The organism is Secundilactobacillus angelensis (genome assembly GCF_012641075.1).
Classification (GTDB): Bacteria; Bacillota; Bacilli; order Lactobacillales; family Lactobacillaceae; genus Secundilactobacillus; species Secundilactobacillus angelensis.
Genome location: NZ_JAAXLJ010000002.1, coordinates 126,078 through 143,738, shown reverse-complemented (window position 1 = coordinate 143,738; position 17,661 = coordinate 126,078). Strand labels below are relative to the sequence as shown.

Sequence of the window (17,661 nt, the reverse complement as noted above, 5' to 3'; positions counted from 1 at the left end):
TACTAACGGTAGCTTTTTCATCACAATTCAATGAAACGCTTATCAAGCTGATGAAAACATGATAAAATGGTTGTATATCAGTGAATGGAGGAAACAATTGTGAAAATTATTGCATATGGTATTCGTGATGATGAAATGCCTTATCTGAAACAATGGTCAAAAGACAAGGGTATCGAGGTTAAAGCCGTTGCCGAGTTGTTAGATGAATCAACTGTTGACCAAGCTAAGGGGTATGACGGTGCTGTTGTTTACCAACAAAAGCCATACACCGGCGCAGTTTTGGACAAGTTAGCTAGTTTCGGAATCAAGTCACTCTCATTACGTAACGTTGGTGTTGATAATGTTGACGCAGATGCTATCAAGCGTAACGACATCAAAGTTACTAACGTACCTGCATATTCACCAAGCGCAATTGCCGAATTGGCTGTTACCCAATTAATGCGTTTGCTACGTCGGACGAACACCTTTGACCGTAAAATTGCTCAGGGTGATCTTCGGTGGGCTCCAACCATTGCTAAAGAATTAGATCAGATGACTGTTGGTGTGATTGCTACTGGTCGGATTGGCCGCAAAGTAATCGATATTTGCCGCGGCTTTGGTGCTAAAATCATTGGTTATGATGTTTATCATAATCCAGAATTAGAAAAAGACGGTATTTACGTTGATACTTTGGATGAACTTTACGCCAAAGCTGATGTCATTACTGTTCACTCACCAGCCACCAAGGAAAACGAACATATGCTTAACGATGCAGCCTTTGGCAAGATGAAAGATGGTGTTTTCATCATCAACGCTGCACGTGGTATTTTGATTGATACTGATGCATTGATTCGTGCCTTGGATTCAGGTAAAGTTGCCGGGGCTGCTCTTGATGTATACGAAGACGAAGTTGGTATTTTTAACACCGACTTTGGCAGCTTTGATGCTATTCCAGACGAACGTTTGAAGAACTTGCTCAAGCGTGATAACGTTTTGGTTACACCACACGTTGCCTTCTATACTGAAACTGCTGTTAAGAACATGGTTCAGTTTGCGTTGAACAGCAACGTTAACTTAATCGAAAAGGGTTCTGACGATAGCCAAGTTAAATTCTAAATCGAATGAATAAGCAAAAAAACGACCTGTGAGGGTCGTTTTTTTATAGTCAGAAGTTTTTCCACCTTACTGGTGACTTGATTCATAGTGACAGTCATTTTCTAATTGCTGTAACAAGTTGGTCAATGGTTCACGTTGAGACCCTTCAGGTAAAGCTTTGGCATCCAATTGGGTCTGGTTAACCAATTCTTTGGCCAGTTGGATGGCTGATTGTTCGCCAGTTTGAATCGTTAGTTTTCGTGCAATTTCAAATTGATCTGGTGTTGGCTTGGTAGTGGCCTTAAAGAAAGTATCAAACCAGTCGCCTTCTTCCTCTAAGGCGAAAAGTAACGACAGTGGGTAGTTCCCGCTCATAATCAGTGTTTTGAAATCCAAACTGTCATGGCATTTATTAACGGTTGTCAAGATTTGCTCAATCACACCCAGCGTCTCACCAATCGTGCTGATCAAGTCAGTGATAGCTCTGTCAGTAGTGCCCGACACCACGGCGGCTAATCGACAAGTCATGGCGCCAAGCGCACCGGACCGAGCTTTAGCATCTTTCAAATAGTCAGCAACCCGCTCACGCTGGTTGAAATTGAGCTGCAGACGTGCCGTACTTGCCAACCAGAAGTTTTGTGCCGTTTGGAGTAGGGTGGTGGCTTCTGTGTGAGGGAGTTCGGCGGCTGCAATGTTCGCAACAACGTATCCATATAAGTATTGACTACTATAAGCCTGAGCTTTGGCCATAGCCACATCACTGAGCGAAAGCTGCCGTGGCCTGAACGTAGCTGGGATTAAACCGCTGGCTAGTGCCAGGGCTTCAACTGTTCCCGATGATTGTTCAGCCCTGTCATGACGATCAGTTTTAGATTGGCAAAACAGGGTCCACAGGGCTTGTCGAAAATGGCGGTGTTGGTCATTGGCCACGGTTTTAGCTGGCTCTTTGACGACAGCGGGTTGTTGGCTTAGCCACGACTGAAAATCATCTTCCAGTGCAACATCAACGGTATAATTATTGGCGTTAAAGGCCATATCAGCATCTCCTCATTAGTTAGTTAAATTTATCCAATTCGGCAGAGAACTGTTCTGCTACTGGGATAAAGATATCCGTGAAATAATGATTGAGATCAATGGTTTGCTTGGGGTCATCCAGTGCTTGTTGCGCCCGTTCAAAGGCATCGTTTCGCATATTAATGATCATGAGTTTCTTTTGATGGCGTAAATGTTTGATGGCTTTATCACTGTCGGACATTGCACGGGTCTTTTCAATGAAGTAATACATAATTTCATAAAAAGTATTATCAAGTACCCAGAAAAACGTATTCCGTAATACCCGGTCATTCATCACAGCGGCAAATAAATTATCGCCCATAATCTCGTGTTGGGTAAATGACGCGGCTGACATAACCACTGCCTGAATTTCGTGCATATCAGCCATAAAATAACTGAAATGTTCCAGTTCTTCGTTTTTCAATTCATAGCCAACGTTTTGCTTTCGTTCTTCCGGCGTCATAGTTTTAAAATTATTGAGGTACTCTGATTGCACGTCCTTAGCATCCGTCAGTAGATCGCGCTCAATCCCAATCAGAATTTCTTGATTAGCCGCTAAATAATCTTGTACAACTGCCCAAATCTTTGGAAACTGATCATTAAAGTGATCAAATAGATCATTGGTGGTGCCGACAATTTGCTTCTGTATTTTCCCGTGTTCTGTGTGCGGCGCAAATTGAATCACCATCGGGATGCGATCATCGTCATCATTTAGGCCAACTGCCTGACGGTGCTCATTTTCATATTGTTTAAGTTCATCCAAGCTTAAAAGTCCTAAGGGCATCACGTTGATCTCGCCATTGGTAGTCATAATTTGCAGAGAAAACGGGGTGTCAGCGTGTTGGTTCATCGTCAGCGATTTCAAAGTTTCCATTAACTTGCTGCGAGAGCCCAAAGAATCTTCCGGGTCGGCGTAAAAACCCGATGTGTAAATTGCAATATTATCGTATTTGTCAGCTAATTTTTGTTTAGCGTCCATATCCATCATGGCTGCCTCCTAGGCTTCAGAAGCCTTGATCAAGGCTTGTAATTTTCGTTCACCGCTCTCAGTAAGCGTTGCGGTTGATAAATCTGCACTGGCAAGAGTTGCACTATAAGTATCGTCTAAAACAGCGTCGTTCAAATAACCAGCATCGTTTGCTGCTTTGATCGTGGTATAGAGCATTGAGTTTGGATTCAGTTGACGGCCTTGCCGAAATCGGTGATTATTGACATCGTTTAAAATCCCCAGTAATTCTGCATCGTGACTAACGTTGTGTGCCATAAGCTATTACTCCTTCCAGTTTAAACTGCTTATATTTATTCTAGCTGAATAATGGTATGGGAGATATAGGGAAAAGGCCTAAAGAGTGAACGCTTGTTATGAAATGACCTTCAGCAGTCAGCACCGACACAGCAGATAAACATGCTGACGGTTTTCAGACACATTATTAATAAAATGGGCTTGTGATATAAGTCTATATGGACAAGGATTTAGTTCAATTTCTTGACACACACACATCATAAAATTTGCTTTAATCCGTGACTTGCATATAGGCTTAGCCTGTTCTACGACTCAGATTCCGGCCATATAACACCAAAAACGCCATCCCGATAAAAACCATCGGAATGACGTTATTTGGCTTTATATTCTGGAATCTACCGAGTTGTGTCACAGCCTCACAATGATGCAATCTTAAAATGAGTTATAAATCAATTAATTTATTATGAATTGCGTAGCGAATCAATTCTGCCCGGTTTTTCAAATGCAGCTTAGCCATGATATTGGCCTTATGAGCTTCCACGGTTTTGGTAGAAATGAAGAGCTCTGAGGCAATTTCCTTATTAGAATAGCCTAGGGTGATGAGTGGTAAGACTTCACTCTCGCGTTTTGACAGGCCCTTATAGCCCTCCAAATTAACGTTTGCGCCGTCCTGGTTGATTTTGGCTAAATCATCGGTTGTCAGTTTGATATTTTGATCAACGTACTGCTGACCGTTCATCAAATGATGCAAGGCATGAAGCAGCTCGTCATCAGAGGAACTCTTCAAAACGTATGACATGGCACCGTTATGGAGCGCTTGATTAATGTATTCCTGTTCTTCATGCATGGACAGAATCAGAATACGGACTTTAGGAAAATTATCGTGAATTCGTTTAGTCGTAATCAGACCACTTTCGCCAGGGGGCATACTGAGATCCATGATTAAAATATCAATGTCGCCTTGTTCCACCCTCAAATAAGTATCTGTACCGTTAGCGGCTTCATCGACCACTTGAAACTCAGGTTGTTTATTCACTAATGTTGATAGGCCAAAACGAACAACGGCGTGGTCATCGGCAATTAATACTTTGTACATCAATGTGCCCCCTTTAGGTGGGTAATAGGAAATTTGGCAGTAACCGTGGTGCCATTTCCCGGCTCAGACGAGATCTCAAAAGAACCGTTGAGTGCCTTTACCCGTTCATTCATGTTCATTAAGCCAAGTGATCGACCGTTAAATTGCCGATGTTTAGGAATATCAAAACCAACGCCATTATCGATGATCTCTAGATTGATGAAATGGTCGTGTGCCACCAGTAGCAGACTAATTTCACTGGCTTGGGCATGTTTTAATGCATTATGAATGGATTCTTGCGCAATTCGGTAAAGCACGCTTTGCACGTTCGTCGATAATTGATCCGTCTCAGCTTTGCCAACAACTTCAACGTCGACGCCCGAGTTTTCTTCAGTTCGTTGGGCCAATACACGAAGTGCCGGCAACAAACCAAAGTTATCCAGAACGGATGGGCGGATATCTAGTGCCATCCCTTTGACTTCGGTTAAGGTGTCGTTTAGCTGACGTTCAATAATTTGAGCCAGTGCTTTAGTACTGGCCTCATCCAGTGATTCTTCTTGCAGGCGTCGAACGCCCATAATGGCGGAATAAACACCTTGGGCAATGCTATCGTGCAGGTCAGCCGAAATCTTCTTGCGTTCTTCTTCATGTGCCCGGTTGACGTATTGGTTAAGTTGCTTCTGTTCCGCCACTTGGTCCATTCGTTCAATGATGCCGCGACTCTTGAGCGTTAGTGAAAAAATGTGGTTATCCGCATCGATGACGTGGTAGATCAGGAAGTATTCCAACGGGTGTAATTTATCGTTTGCTAGCGTGATGGGAATTGAAATTTCTTTCATCAGATTGCGGATTGAACATTTAAAGCAGTCGTCAGTGGGGGAAAGCTTTTGCTTAACGGACGTATTAGCCACTTCTGCTAAGTAGTTTGGATCGATGTTCAGTTCAGTTTGAAGACTTTTAGCCAACTGGTTGCTGACCAATAACTGTTCTTCTTTAAAAATAAAGACTGCATCCGTAACCTCATCGAAGTAACGTTCAATCCAATTGAGTGTTTCTAACAAAAAAGCCGACCTCCCAACGCCGCACTTTAAAAAGTGTCCAGGTATTGGGAAAGCCGACTGGTTGTTTCGTTTGAGACGGGGTGATTTGACCGGTAGCCGGCAAGAAGCACACCACCGACTAACTTTACCGCAGACAGATAAATGGGAACAGCAGCCGCGTTTTGCAGCGACTCCACTCGCGCGATTGGCGTATACATCTTGTCAGTATACTCGTAATCTTGGAGGCTGTTCTTCCAAAAGGGCTTACCTGTTCTAACGACTAATCCGGCAATACCAATACCACTTCGAAGTACGATTTTTCGAAATTGCTCGTTCTGGTTTCCAGCAACGAAGTACCATTTGATGGTTGATTGATCGGTAGCATACAGTGCAACGCCGACGAAATCGAAGTCATCAACCTGGTAAATATGGTTAACCAAGTGTTGATAATCGTGCTGTGTATCCACGTTTTCCAGACTCAAGTTGATTACCTCCTATGATAACATTTTTGTCCCTAATTGGAAGCGCTTTGACTCTAAAAATTCATATTATTCACATAAAAACGGAATATTTTTACTATTCTGAATATTCCTGATTGATATCAAGCTTGAAATTTGGGTTCACAAATTGTTTGTAATGATCGTAGTCGTGGGCGATGGCTTGAATTTGCATATCTAGTTTATCCAGGCGGTCATCTTTTTCCAACGACCGCATTTCCTCGTTGACTTCGGCCACGGTATTTTCGACTAGGGTTCGTCTAATGGTGAGGTCGGTGAGCGCAACTTGCAGCAACTTTTGAAAATCTGAATCGGACATTTGGTTTTTAGTGAGCATGGAAATCAGCCTCCGGAGTATTGAAATTAATAAAAAGCTCAGCGTTAGCAAATGAAATTGGGTCACACTGCTGAACTTCAGTAATGAAATGGCGTAAACGATAGTCATCCAGCATTAAAAAATCGTGCAGAATTTGTGAAGTCGTTGAGAAATGGGCAAGGGTGTAGTGATCGGCATCGGGTGTCCGGGCGTAGCAGTTATCATGATCCGCGAGGCGGGATAGGACCTCAATTGAAACGTAGGGGTAGTCCACCGCCAGAATTAGCAGGTCAGTTGGCGTGTTGAACTGACAGGCAGCAGCGTAGATGCCACTGAGCGGACCGCGTTTATCAAATGGTGGCAGGTCTGAGATTACCTCGACATTTTGAGAATGAGCAAATTGTCTGGTCAGTGTCGATACGTTTTTTGCGTTTGCACTCACTAAAACGCGGTCACACAACAGACTGAGTTTGTCGACTGCCAGTTGGGCATTATTCACACACTGACCAGGTAGCCGATACAAGGCTTTATCTTGTTTGAATCGGCGGGATTCACCGCCAGCTAACACCACGCCAATCATCATACTGTCCCCTTCTTCAGCCTTGATAAATAAAGTGCCCGCTCTTGCCGCCGTCCTTTTCAACTAAGTGGACGTTAGAAATGAGCATCCCGCGGTCAATGGCTTTACACATATCATAAATGGTTAAGAGGGTGGTTTGAACGGCCTGAAGGGCTTCAATTTCCACCCCCGTCACGTGTTTGGTCTTCACCTGTGCGGTCACCGTGATCGTGTCTTGATCATTATCTTCAAAATGAATGTCCACGCCAGTCAGCGGAATCAGATGACACATGGGAATTAGACTGCTGGTTTGTTTGGCAGCCATAATCCCGGCGACTTGAGCAACCGCCAATACATCTCCCTTTTTGATTTGACCTTGGTGAATTCGCTCTAAAGTGGCAGGTTGCATCGTGATTTCCCCCGTGGCTATCGCAACTCGGTGGGTAATTTCTTTGTCTGTGACGTCCACCATCTTAGCGCGGTTTTGATCGTTAAAGTGGGTCAATTCGACTGTCATGTGATCAGTTCCTTTCAAAATGTTGGCAGCTACCCAGTCAATAATAGCTCGCAAACCAACGAGTTCAGCTTCAGCATGTGGGGTCAAACTCGCGAAGGCTTGAATTTGTTTGTAATCATTGAAGTCAGTTCGGGAGTCAGAGGCTCGAAGCATTGCAATTTTGGGAAATGGGTCCGGTTTAAACCCTTCAATGAGTAAAATATCCGTCGCGTCTGGCAACCAGTTAGCAATTTTAGTTGCAGAAGTTGGGGCGTCTTTTGTTTGGTGGAGAAACAAATCATCATCTGACTGTAAAACAACACTGTGTGCACCAGCTCGTGCGAACCGGTCAGTATCAGTGCCCTTTTTGTCCATGGCGGCAACGTGTGCATCGTGCTTGATCGCAGCCACTTGGTAGTCAGGGCTTAACGCTTTAATGAGCGCTTCAGTCACTGTTGTTTTACCACTGTTTTTATAACCGATTATTTGAAGGGTAGCAGCCATGTTGTCACCTCTGTGTCTACTTCGATGGGTGTTTTTGAATGTGGGATTTTAACTAGGCAAGTCGTGGTCTGTAAGTTTCCCAGTGCACCTGATTGATCTGAACCATTGGGATAGACTTTTAGCCCATCAGAATTCATTTGGAATTGGCAGCGAAGAACTCGGTCAAAATTATTGGTTTTATGGTAGGGTGCGGCTAATATTGCCGTGGTCTGTTGGATGCGGGTCTTTTGGTGGACAAATCGACGTAGGACTGGTTCGACGTAGAGGTAAAAACCGGTGAAGCAGGCACCAGGATTGCCAGAAAGAGCCATTACTAGCGTCTTATTTTCTACGAAAGCGGTGGTGACACTGCCTGGCCGCATCTTTATTTTGTTGAATAGCAGGATATCAGCACTTCTCGCGGCGTCACCCACGAAATCGAAGTCGCCAACCGAAACCGCACCGTCCGTGATCACAATATCGTTTTCAGCGATGGCTTTTTGTAACGAGGCTTTCAGCAAGTCTGAATCATCCACCAACTGCTCGTAACGAGTGACTTCACCGCCACTTTCAGCAACTAAGTTCTTGATCATGGGACCGTTGCTGTTATAGATTTTACCTGCTTGTAAGGGTTCATCGGGCTGTATTAATTCACTGCCAGTGGTAATGATAGCCACGGTTGGTCGTTTGAATACGGTGACCTCACGAATACCAAATGCGGACAGAATCGCAAGTCCGCCTGGGTTCAGTTCTGTGTCAGCTGCAATGAGTTCTTGGCCTTGCACAAACTCACTCCCAATTTCAGAGATATTGCTGTGCTTTTCAGTGCCCATTATTTTGATGAGCTGTTCATTATTATCAACTGCGGTCGTTTTTTCCAACATGATGACTTTATCAGCGTTGTCTGGAACGAAAGCACCCGTCATGATTCGTGCTGTTTCGTTTTCGCCTAGTGGCCCATCAAAAGTCTCACCGGCTGGAATGTTACCCACGACTTTAAACGTTTTGGGGTAGTCGTGATCATCCGAGTCACGAATGGCGAAACCATCAACGCCTGACCGTCGAAAATGAGGGTAAGCGTAAGGTGACGTGATAGCTGTTGCCAGCACCCGGTGGTTCGCTTCTTCCACGGGAATCGTTTCGGTTTGAATGGGTAATTTAACTTGGTTTATTTTTTCTTGAGCTTCATCAATTGAAATGGGGTTTCTTTTGGTTAGCATAGTGGTTCTCCTTTATTTATGTCGTTCAAATATGAGATGTTCAAATTCAGGTAGGATGAGTTCTTCCATCGCAGTCTGACACGCGTTAGTTGAACCTGGAAGGCAATAAACAAGCTGGTTGCGCTGGTTAAACGCAGCCACAGCCCGTGAAGCCAAGGCGCGGGTGCCGATTTCGGCAAATGAGAGTTGACGAAAAGTCTCCCCAAAGCCCTCAACTAGGGTAGGTAATAATGGTGTCAAGGCAGGAATTGTCACGTCTCTTTGAGCAATTCCAGTACCACCGTTAGTAATAATTAAATCCGGTGATTGCTGTTCAAATTGTAAAAATTGTGACTGAATATCAACCGTGTCGTCAATGACTACTTGTCGATCTGTGACGGAGACACCATGTGCTCGGAGCGTTGTTTCTAAGTATTGACCCGATTTATCAGAGGTTAAGTCACGGGTATCACTTATAGTTAAAATCATTGCTGTTGTCATAGCGACGTCGCCTCCTGGGTTGCGCCGGGCCGTAATGCCTGCGTTAGACTCTGATAGATTGCAGTGGCGTCTTTAAGGTTGGGAACGCCATACATCAGCACTTTACCCGTTTTGAAGACACTTACTGAGTAGCCGCTCCACGTAAAAGCGGAAAAGCTTTTGAACTGGCGAAAAGCGATGCCGTGTTGCGTCAGCCAGCCGTTAAGGTTTTCTAGAGTCGGTGAAGAACTCATTTGTACGGCGTAGGTTTTGGTGCCGCAAAGCACGGTCACTTGATTCGAGTTTTCGGCTGTTGAAATTGACCAATTGTTTTGCTGGCAAATTGGACAATTAGCATTTTTCTTGACTCTGAAATTCTGGAAAGTCATTTGCCAGTTATCTATTGTTGAAAGTTGTTCGAAGTTTACGGATACTTTATCAACTAAATAGTGAATTGCCAATGAAACTTGGAGTCCGGAAACCAATGGTACTAATGCGGTGTTGACGCCAATCAAATCACAATCAGTTTGTTTGAGTTCTTCCAAATTCGGGTACAGACAGCTTAAACAAGCGTGACTAGATGGAGAAACGGGCATGACGCTGCCAAAGGTCCCAGCACAACTGGCAAAAATGTAGTCAAAGTGTTGTTTCAATGCCATTTTATTGAGAAAATCGCGGGTTCGAAAATTATCCAAACAGTCCAATACAAGGTCAAATTTGAGATCTGTCAAATGGGATTCGTTCAGTGGTTCTGGATAGACGTCGATTGTCACGGCATGATTAATGGCAAGTAAATGTTTCTTGGCAGCGTCGACTTTAAACACACCATCGGCTACATCCTGTTCCGTGAAAAGAGCTTGGCGCTGTAAATTCGTCATCGAAACCACATCTGGATCAATTAGAATCAGGTGCGCCACACCGGCTCTCACGAGTTGACTGGCAGTGTAACTGCCCAAGGCACCGACCCCAGCAATTAGGATGGTCACCTTAGCAATTTTTTGCTGACCAGCTTTGCCGATGACTTTGACGCGTTCTTGGCGATCGTAACGGTTCATGTGGAGGACTCCTTTCAGTGATTTTGTTTAATATAAATTATTTTTTAATTGGGGTTGTGGTCACTTTTTTGACGACATCGTTTAAATGAGTTCGTTTAAGCAGAGACTTGCGGTTATTGTGCAACATAGCCTAAACGCGTTCACCCAAGCAGAGACTTGCATATAGGGGACTTCTCCCGCAACACCGCCAAAACCGCGTTATTACGGGAGAAGCCCCCTATACTCCAGTCTCTAAACGCTTGGACTCACGCTATGAAATATAGGACTTTCCCTAGTCGAAGTATAACAATTCACATGCTAATGTTGGTATTAGGGAAATGGCTTACTTTTAAATTCACCAGTTCTCGCGAAAGTAATGCACCATTGAATTCGAACACAAGGAGGTAGTAAAAAGTGAAAAAATCCCGCTTTTTTAACCGCGTTGAGAAATTTAACGGGACCTTCACCCAGTTAGAAGAACACAACCGTCGCTGGGAGAAGTTATACCGTCAACGTTGGGCTCATGACAAAGTTGTTCGGACAACTCACGGTGTAAATTGTACGGGTTCTTGTAGCTGGAATGTGTACGTGAAGCAAGGCGTCATTACTTGGGAACATCAGGCAACTGACTATCCTGAGTGTGGTGCCAACATGCCCGGTTATGAACCTCGTGGGTGTCCTAGAGGGGCTAGTTTTTCGTGGTATGAATATAGCCCAGTTCGTATTAAGTATCCGTATGTTCGCGGTAAATTATGGCGGTTATGGGTCGAAGCTAAACAGCAGCATGACAATCCCATCGATGCTTGGGGCAGTATTGTTGAAGATCCAGAAAAGAGTGCGGCCTATAAATCCGCTCGTGGTCATGGCGGCATGGTTCGGGTCCACCGACCAGAAGCCTTAGAGCTGGTTTCAGCACAACTGCTGTATACCATTAAAACATATGGTCCCGACCGGATTGCTGGTTTTACACCAATTCCAGCCATGTCCATGATGAGCTATGCGTCTGGCGCGAGGTTCATTTCATTGCTGGGTGGCGAAATGCTCAGTTTCTACGACTGGTATGCTGACTTACCGCCTGCTTCACCGCAAATTTGGGGTGAGCAAACCGACGTTCCAGAATCAGCCGACTGGTACAACAGCCAGTACATCATGATGTGGGGCTCAAACGTGCCATTGACCCGGACGCCTGATGCTCATTTCATGACCGAAGCCCGCTACCACGGTGCTAAGATCGTGGCAGTTAGCCCAGATTACGCTGAAAACGTCAAGTTTGCTGATAACTGGCTCGCACCAAATCCTGGTACCGATGCCGCTTTAGCGCAAGGGATGACTCACGTCATTTTAAATGAGTACTATCAGGAAAAGAACGTGCCGGAATTCCGCAATTATGTCAAACAGTACACTGATTTACCATTCTTGATCACGTTACAGCCCAGTGCTGCTAACAGTGACGATTACACGTCAGACCGTTTCGTGCGGATCTCAGATTTAACTGCCGAGACGATTGAAAACGCTGAGTGGAAACCAGTCGTCTTCGATGCCAACCAGCAAAAGATCGTGGTGCCAAACGGGACCATGGGTCAGCGCTGGGAAGCTGGCAAACAGTGGAACTTAACGCTGAAGGACGCTGATGGTCACGATATTGATCCACAATTATCCATCGATGCCGAACAGCAGGTCACCGTTGATTTTCCAACCTTTAATAACCAGGGGAACGGCGTACTGAAACGCCACATCAACGCCAAGAAGTTGACCTTCGCGGATGGCAGCGAACATCTCGTCACCACCGTCTTTGATCTCATGATGAGTCAGTATGGGATCAAACGGGATGACAATGACGAACTGGCTGCCAAGGGTTACGACGATGCCGATAGCTTCTACACTCCGGCCTGGCAGGAAAAAGTCACCGGCGTTAAGCAAAGCCAAGTGGTTCAAATCGCCCGTGAATTTGCCCAAAACGCCTTGGAATCCGGCGGTAAAACCATGGTTATCATGGGTGCCGGGATCAACCACTGGTTCAACTCCGATATGACCTACCGTTCTATCATCAACAACTTGATGCTGTGCGGCTGCGAAGGGGTTCAAGGTGGCGGCTGGGCCCACTATGTTGGTCAAGAAAAGCTGCGGCCGCAAGAGGGCTGGGCAACGATTGCCTTTGCTAATGACTGGCAAAAGGGTGGTGCCCGTCAACAGAACGGAACCTCCTTCTTCTACTTTGCTTCGGATCAATGGAAGTACGACGAACTGGATAACAAAGCTTTGAAGTCACCGGTTGCCAAGTCGTCTCACAGCTACGATCACACGGCTGATTACAACGAGCTGGCCATTCGGCTGGGCTGGCTGCCATCATATCCGCAATTCGACCGCAGCAACCTGTCCTTTAGCGAACAGTACGGCACTACTGATGTGACTGAAATTGCTAAGAAAGTCGTTGCAGAACTGAAAGCGGGAACATTGCATTTTGCCGCTGAAAATCCTGACGCTAAGCAGAACTCACCAAAGAGTTTATTCATCTGGCGGTCAAACCTCTTCACCTCATCAGGGAAGGGCCAAGAATACTTTATGAAGCACTTACTGGGCACCGAAAACGGCTTACTGGCGAAGACTAATGAACGCAATAAGCCGGAAGAAATGGTTTGGAACGACGATACGATTACCGGTAAATTAGATCTTGTTATCGACATGGATTTCCGGATGGTGGCAACACCGATGTACTCCGATGTGATTTTGCCAGCAGCAACTTGGTATGAAAAAGAAGACTTATCATCAACTGATATGCACCCATTCATTCACCCATTTAACGCGGCGATCAGTCCAATGTGGGAATCAAAGAGTGATTGGCAGCAGTTCAAGACTTTGGCTAAGACCTTCTCCAACATGGCCAAGAAGTATTACGCCGAACCACAATATGACTTGAAGACCCAGCCTCTAGGCCACGATTCTAAGGGTGAAATCACCCAGCCAATGGGCGTCATCAAGGACTGGAAGAAGGGTGAGGTTGAACCGATCCCAGGTAAGACCATGCCGTCATTAGCGTTAATCAAACGGGACTACACCGCCGTTTACGACAAGTACGTCGCTTTAGGGCCTAACGCTCGAGGTAAAGTGGGTGGTTTAGGTTACTCATACGATGTTTCGCCCGAGTATGACGAACTCAAAGATATGAACGGCACCTTTGATCGCGGCTTGAACGAAGGTTGCCCACGATTGGATGAGGACAAGAAGGTTTGCGAAGCTATCTTGCACCTCTCAAGTACGTCCAACGGTCACGTAGCCGTGAAGGCATGGCAGAATGCTGAAGAAGTTACCGGCCAAAAGCTCAGTGATATTCCGGCGGGGCAAGCTGAAAAGCAGATGACCTTCAAGAGCATCACCGTTCAACCTGCCGAAGCTATCCCAACGCCAATCTTCACGTCATCAAAACATGACGGCGATCGCTACTCACCATTTACGGTGAATATCGAGCGTTTGGTACCATTTAGAACCCTAACTGGCCGCCAGCAGTTCTTCTTGGATCACGAGATTTTCCAAGAATACGGCGAATCACTGGCCAGCTACAAGCCAACCTTGCCACCGCAAGTCATGGGGCCAGCTGATACCAAGATCGCCCCAGCTGAAGACGATCAAGAACTGACGTTGCGGTACATGACGCCCCATGGGAAGTGGAATATCCATACGATGTACTACGATAATCTGGAAATGCTGACACTGTTCCGTGGTGGGCCAAACGTTTGGCTGAGCCCGGTAGACGCGGACAAGATCGGCATCAAAGATAATGACTGGCTGGAAATCTACAACCGGAACGGGGTTGTGACCTGCCGTGCCGTTGTTTCTCACCGGATGCCGGAAGGTTCGATGTACATGTATCACGCGCAGGATATGGAAATTCAAGAACCGCTCTCAAACATTACGGGTAATCGTGGTGGGTCACACAACGCACCAACTCAGATTCACATCAAGCCAACTCAAATGGTTGGTGGTTACGCACAACTGAGTTACGGGTTCAACTATTACGGTCCAATTGGGAATCAACGGGATCTGTACGTGAACGTTCGCAAGTTAAAGAAGGTGAACTGGAATGAAGATTAAAGCCCAAATCGGAATGGTGTTAAACCTGGATAAATGTATCGGGTGCCACACCTGTTCCGTAACCTGTAAAAATACTTGGACCAATCGTCCAGGAGCTGAATATATGTGGTTTAACAACGTTGAAACCAAGCCTGGTGTTGGTTTTCCTAAACGCTGGGAAGACGAAGGTCACTACAAAGGCGGCTGGGAGCTCAACAGCAAAGGAAAATTGCAGCTAAAAGCCGGTAACAAGATCAACAAGGTCGGCCTCGGTAAGATTTTCTGGAATCCTGATATGCCGGAGTTGGATGATTACTACGAACCTTGGACTTATGATTATCAAACCCTGTTTGGTAAGGAACGCAAACATCAGCCAGTTGCCCGCGCCAAGTCACAGATCACCGGCCTGAATATGGACCTGAAAACGGGGCCTAACTGGGATGATGATTTGGCTGGTTCGCCTGAATATTTCAAAAAAGATCCTAACATGGACAAAATTGAAACGGATATTAAGGCCAACTTTGAGTCAGCTTTCATGATGTATTTACCCCGTCTTTGTGAGCACTGTTTGAATGCACCGTGTGTGGCATCATGTCCATCAGGTGCCATGTATAAACGTGATGAAGACGGTATTGTGCTGGTTGATCAAGAACGCTGTCGTGGCTGGCGTTTTTGCATGACCGGCTGCCCTTACAAGAAGGTTTACTTTAACTGGAAGACTAACAAAGCCGAAAAATGCACGTTCTGTTATCCACGGATTGAAGAAGGCGAACCAACTGTCTGCTCCGAAACCTGTGTTGGCCGAATTCGTTACATTGGCGCTATGCTATACGATGCTGACAAGGTTGAAGCAGCAGCCGAAACCGAGGATGAAAGCAAACTCTATGAAGCCCAATTAGGTCTCTTCCTTGATCCGAACGATCCAGAAGTGGTTGAACAGGCGTTAGCGGATGGCATCACCGAAGAAATGATCGATGCCGCTCAGAAATCACCAATTTACCGGATGGCCGTAGAGGAGAAGATTGCTTTCCCACTGCACCCTGAATACCGGACGATGCCAATGGTTTGGTACATTCCACCGCTGTCACCAATCATGAGCTACTTTGAAGGCCGTGATTCCATCAAAAATCCTGACATGATTTTCCCAGGAATTGATGAAATGCGGGTACCTGTTGATTACTTGGCTAGTCTGCTGACTGGCGGTAATGTCGATGCTATCAAGTATGCCTTATACAAATTAGCGATGATGAGATTATACATGCGCGCGCAAACTAGCGGCAAAGAATTCGATACTTCTAAGCTTGAACGAGTTGGGTTGACTGAAAACACTGCTACCAGTCTTTATCGTTTACTGGCCATTGCCAAGTACGAAGACCGCTTCGTGATTCCAAAGAGTCACAAGGAGCAGTTCGAAGACGTTCAAAGTGAACAGGGTGGTTTGGGCTACGACGAATGCGAAGGCTGCTCATTAGCACCTCAACACGGTTCGATGTTCAAGAAGGCGGAAGCTGGCGAATCGACTAACCAGATTTACGCAGAAAGTTTCTATGGGGGGATTTGGCGTGATTAATTTTAAACAATTACATGCGCTTTCCGATGCCTTCGTGGATCTTTCCCGGTTCATCGATTATCCAGATGCAGACACCTTCAGCGATGAAGCCTATGTGGACTTCGTCAAGAACTATCCGGAAACCGCGCAGAAGCAAAAACTGTTGGCAGCCGTGGACGAAATGCGGCGAGAAGATTTGCTGCAGCAACAGGCTCACTATTCGAATTTATTTGAAATGAACAAGCGTTACACCTTATACATGAGCTATTACAAGATGACTGATTCCCGGGAGCGGGGCACGATTTTGGCAAAGCTCAAGATGCTCTATGAAATGTTTGGTGTGACCATCGACGGTAACGAGCTGGCTGATTTTCTGCCGATGCTGCTAGAATTCTTAGCCTTTGGCAGCTTTGACGGCGATGAGCGCCGCCAGGATCTGAAGTTGGCTTTTCAAGTGATTGAAGACGGCACCTATGAATTATTGAAAAACGCGGCTGGCGATATTGAAGATCCGTACTTCCGGATGATTCAAGTGATTCGTGAAGAATTACGCAGTTGTGTTGAGATGGAGGTGACCTCCAAATGAGTAATTTTGGCTCGATCCTGTTGTGGGTGATTTACCCATACGTGATGCTGTTGTCGTTCGTGTTCGGGACAATCATTCGGTTTGGCTGGTTTAGAGCGGGAATCACTGCTGTTTCCAGTGAAATGCTGGAAAAACGTAAGCTGATGGTGGGAAGTCTGCTCTTCCACGTGGGGATTATTTTAGCCTTCTTTGGGCATATCCTAGGGATCTTGATTCCCAAAACCTGGACCGCTTTTTTCGGGATTTCGGATGAAATGTATCACTTGTTTGGTTCTCTGATGATGGGGACTGGTGCCGGGTTACTGGCGCTAGCCGGAATGACCATTCTGACCTATCGTCGATTTACCAACGCTCGGGTGTTTCTCACCAGTTCCTGGAGTGATCTGATTGTTAACGTGGCGCTTTTGATCACCATTATTTTAGGGTTGGCGTCCACCTTGTCCAGTCCGTTTTTACCAGATTTCGATTACCGGTCAACCTTATCTGTCTGGGCCCGGTCACTGTTTTACTTGCAACCACAGTGGCATCTGATGGCTGATGTACCGTGGATCTATAAAGTTCACGTTATCTGTGGTTTTGCCATCTTCGGGTTCTTCCCGTATACCCGGTTGATTCACGCGTTAACCTTACCATGGCAGTACATTTTCCGTCGTTACATTGTTTATCGGAGAAAACCGAGGTATTAAAATATTGAATCGCTTAAAGCGTGCAGCTGTGACGCAACTTGGTAGATTCTAAAATATTACACAAACTAGCACCATTCCGATGGCCTTTGTCGGGATGGTGCTAGTTTGTGTGATACGGTCGAAATACTTACCAATATTGACTTATGGCGCAACTTACACGCTTTATTTGTTGCCATGAAAGGCTTTAACGTGAAGTATTCGTTATCTAATCATTGTGTTTTGG

General features: G+C 45.6%; 17 protein-coding genes and 1 pseudogene. 5 read left to right on the top strand and 13 right to left on the bottom strand.

From position 1 onward, the window contains the following. Window positions 1–99: 99 nt before the first annotated feature. Window positions 100–1,095, top strand: a complete 996-nt coding sequence (locus HC026_RS01545) for a D-2-hydroxyacid dehydrogenase (RefSeq protein WP_168924219.1) — start codon at window positions 100–102, stop codon at window positions 1,093–1,095. 66 nt (window positions 1,096–1,161) lie between these two features. Here the strand turns inward: HC026_RS01545 and HC026_RS01540 are convergent, their stop codons facing one another. The 13 genes and pseudogenes from HC026_RS01540 to HC026_RS01485 form a co-directional block, all read right to left on the bottom strand. Further along, window positions 1,162–2,109 (bottom strand): polyprenyl synthetase family protein, encoded by a 948-nt coding sequence (locus tag HC026_RS01540; protein ID WP_168924218.1) that lies wholly within the window; start codon window positions 2,107–2,109, stop codon window positions 1,162–1,164. A 19-nt stretch (window positions 2,110–2,128) separates the two neighbouring features. Beyond that, on the bottom strand, window positions 2,129–3,106 hold the full coding sequence (locus HC026_RS01535; protein ID WP_168924294.1) for a hypothetical protein: 978 nt from the start codon (window positions 3,104–3,106) through the stop codon (window positions 2,129–2,131). An 18-nt stretch (window positions 3,107–3,124) separates the two neighbouring features. After that, complete coding sequence (locus HC026_RS01530; RefSeq protein ID WP_168924217.1) at window positions 3,125–3,391, bottom strand: hypothetical protein; 267 nt, start codon at window positions 3,389–3,391, stop codon at window positions 3,125–3,127. A gap of 421 nt (window positions 3,392–3,812) precedes the next feature. After that, window positions 3,813–4,466: a response regulator gene (locus HC026_RS01525; protein ID WP_168924216.1), complete on the bottom strand. Its 654-nt coding sequence runs from the start codon at window positions 4,464–4,466 to the stop codon at window positions 3,813–3,815. Then, window positions 4,466–5,506: a sensor histidine kinase gene (locus HC026_RS01520; RefSeq protein ID WP_168924215.1), complete on the bottom strand. Its 1,041-nt coding sequence runs from the start codon at window positions 5,504–5,506 to the stop codon at window positions 4,466–4,468. Before HC026_RS01520 ends, HC026_RS01525 begins: the two co-directional genes overlap by 1 nt. Window positions 5,507–5,532: 26 nt before the next feature. Continuing rightward, window positions 5,533–5,967, bottom strand: coding sequence for a GAF domain-containing protein (locus tag HC026_RS01515; protein ID WP_168924214.1), 435 nt, complete (start codon window positions 5,965–5,967; stop codon window positions 5,533–5,535). 94 nt (window positions 5,968–6,061) lie between these two features. Further along, entirely contained in the window at window positions 6,062–6,319 is a 258-nt protein-coding gene (locus HC026_RS01510) for a hypothetical protein (RefSeq protein ID WP_168924213.1), read from the bottom strand. After that, complete coding sequence (locus HC026_RS01505) at window positions 6,309–6,881, bottom strand: molybdenum cofactor guanylyltransferase (protein ID WP_232843556.1); 573 nt, start codon at window positions 6,879–6,881, stop codon at window positions 6,309–6,311. Before HC026_RS01505 ends, HC026_RS01510 begins: the two co-directional genes overlap by 11 nt. A gap of 13 nt (window positions 6,882–6,894) precedes the next feature. Next, window positions 6,895–7,374, bottom strand: a complete 480-nt coding sequence (gene moaC / locus HC026_RS12785; protein WP_232843561.1) for a cyclic pyranopterin monophosphate synthase MoaC — start codon at window positions 7,372–7,374, stop codon at window positions 6,895–6,897. A 126-nt stretch (window positions 7,375–7,500) separates the two neighbouring features. Continuing rightward, window positions 7,501–7,857 (bottom strand): annotated as a pseudogene (gene mobB, locus HC026_RS12780) (molybdopterin-guanine dinucleotide biosynthesis protein B); the annotation flags it as partial. Continuing rightward, complete coding sequence (locus HC026_RS01495) at window positions 7,836–9,056, bottom strand: molybdopterin molybdotransferase MoeA (RefSeq protein WP_168924211.1); 1,221 nt, start codon at window positions 9,054–9,056, stop codon at window positions 7,836–7,838. The pseudogene mobB and the gene HC026_RS01495, both read right to left, overlap by 22 nt. A 12-nt stretch (window positions 9,057–9,068) precedes the next feature. Continuing rightward, window positions 9,069–9,536 carry a MogA/MoaB family molybdenum cofactor biosynthesis protein gene (locus HC026_RS01490; RefSeq protein ID WP_168924210.1) on the bottom strand — a complete coding sequence of 156 codons (468 nt, stop codon included), beginning with the start codon at window positions 9,534–9,536 and terminating at the stop codon, window positions 9,069–9,071. Beyond that, the gene (locus HC026_RS01485; RefSeq protein ID WP_168924209.1) at window positions 9,533–10,570 is read right to left on the bottom strand and encodes a HesA/MoeB/ThiF family protein; all 1,038 of its coding nucleotides are present in this window, start codon (window positions 10,568–10,570) and stop codon (window positions 9,533–9,535) included. The genes HC026_RS01490 and HC026_RS01485 overlap by 4 nt, the downstream gene beginning before the upstream one ends. 393 nt (window positions 10,571–10,963) lie before the next feature. Between HC026_RS01485 and HC026_RS01480 the strand changes: the two genes are divergently transcribed. The 4 genes from HC026_RS01480 to narI are packed head-to-tail and all read left to right on the top strand — an operon-like array spanning window position 10,964 to window position 17,438. Next, window positions 10,964–14,638, top strand: a complete 3,675-nt coding sequence (locus tag HC026_RS01480; RefSeq protein ID WP_168924208.1) for a nitrate reductase subunit alpha — start codon at window positions 10,964–10,966, stop codon at window positions 14,636–14,638. Next, window positions 14,628–16,187: a nitrate reductase subunit beta gene (narH, locus tag HC026_RS01475; protein ID WP_168924207.1), complete on the top strand. Its 1,560-nt coding sequence runs from the start codon at window positions 14,628–14,630 to the stop codon at window positions 16,185–16,187. Before HC026_RS01480 ends, narH begins: the two co-directional genes overlap by 11 nt. Beyond that, a complete protein-coding gene (narJ, locus tag HC026_RS01470; protein WP_168924206.1) occupies window positions 16,180–16,752 on the top strand; it encodes a nitrate reductase molybdenum cofactor assembly chaperone in 573 nt (190 codons plus the stop codon). The genes narH and narJ overlap by 8 nt, the downstream gene beginning before the upstream one ends. After that, window positions 16,749–17,438, top strand: a complete 690-nt coding sequence (gene narI, locus HC026_RS01465; protein ID WP_168924205.1) for a respiratory nitrate reductase subunit gamma — start codon at window positions 16,749–16,751, stop codon at window positions 17,436–17,438. The genes narJ and narI overlap by 4 nt, the downstream gene beginning before the upstream one ends. The last annotated feature ends 223 nt before the right edge of the window (window positions 17,439–17,661 follow it).